This is a genomic window from Nocardia ninae NBRC 108245, from assembly GCF_007990755.1.
Lineage (GTDB): Bacteria > Actinomycetota > Actinomycetes > Mycobacteriales > Mycobacteriaceae > Nocardia > Nocardia ninae.
The window spans coordinates 1-1,313 of record NZ_BJXA01000189.1 but is presented as its reverse complement, the minus strand read 5'-3'; the positions used below and the strand labels follow the sequence as shown (position 1 = coordinate 1,313).

Sequence of the window (1,313 nt, the reverse complement as noted above, 5' to 3'; positions counted from 1 at the left end):
TGCCGCGGCTTCGGCGGTGTACTTGAGCCCCGCTACATTGTCGGCGCAAAATCACTTGACCAGTGAGCTATTACGCACTCTTTCAAGGGTGGCTGCTTCTAAGCCAACCTCCTGGTTGTCTTCGCGACTTCACATCCTTTTCCACTTAGTACACGCTTAGGGGCCTTAGCCGGCGATCTGGGCTGTTTCCCTCTCGACTACGAAGCTTATCCCCCGCAGTCTCACTGCCACGCTCTCACACACCGGCATTCGGAGTTTGGCTGATTTCGGTAAGCTTGTAGGCCCCCTAGACCATCCAGTAGCTCTACCTCCGGCGTGAAACACGTGACGCTGCACCTAAATGCATTTCGGGGAGAACCAGCTATCACGGAGTTTGATTGGCCTTTCACCCCTACCCACAGCTCATCCCCTCAGTTTTCAACCTAAGTGGGTTCGGGCCTCCACGACGTCTTACCGTCGCTTCACCCTGGCCATGGGTAGATCACTCCGCTTCGGGTCTAGAACATGCGACTCCGGACGCCCTATTCGGACTCGCTTTCGCTACGGCTACCCCACACGGGTTAACCTCGCCACATGCCACTAACTCGCAGGCTCATTCTTCAAAAGGCACGCCATCACCCACAGTGCACTAAAGCACTCGCAGGCTTTGACGGATTGTAAGCGCACGGTTTCAGGTACTATTTCACTCCCCTCCCGGGGTACTTTTCACCTTTCCCTCACGGTACTAGTCCGCTATCGGTCACCAGGGAGTATTCAGGCTTACCGGGTGGTCCCGGCAGATTCACAGCAGATTTCACGGGCCCGCTGCTACTCGGGTACTCACTACGAGAGCCGTTGAGTTTTCGTCTACGGGATTCTCACCCTCTACGACAGGCCGTTCCAGACCACTTCGACTAACACAACGGTTTCTGACTCCCGCCTACCACGGCAGTGATAGGAAAATGAGCCCCACTACCCCACATACACAACCCCTGCCGGGTATCACATGTACATGGTTTAGCCTCATCCGCTTTCGCTCGCCACTACTCACGGAATCACAATTGTTTTCTCTTCCTGTGGGTACTGAGATGTTTCACTTCCCCACGTTCCCTCCACACACCCTATATATTCAGATGCGGGTAACACGACATCACTCGTGCTGGGTTTCCCCATTCGGAAATCCTCGGATCTCAGCTCGGTTGACAGCTCCCCGAGGCTTATCGCAGCCTCCTACGTCCTTCATCGGCTCCTGGTGCCAAGGCATCCACCGTACGCTCTTAAACACTTACTAACAAAGATGCTCGCGTCCACTGTGCAGTTCTCAAACAACACAC

At 54.8% G+C, this 1,313-nt stretch carries 1 rRNA gene; it reads right to left on the bottom strand.

Annotated features, from left to right (window positions below):
* Nucleotides 1–1,270: ribosomal RNA gene (locus NN4_RS44605) — 23S ribosomal RNA — on the bottom strand; the annotation flags it as partial.
* Nucleotides 1,271–1,313 lie beyond the last annotated feature (43 nt).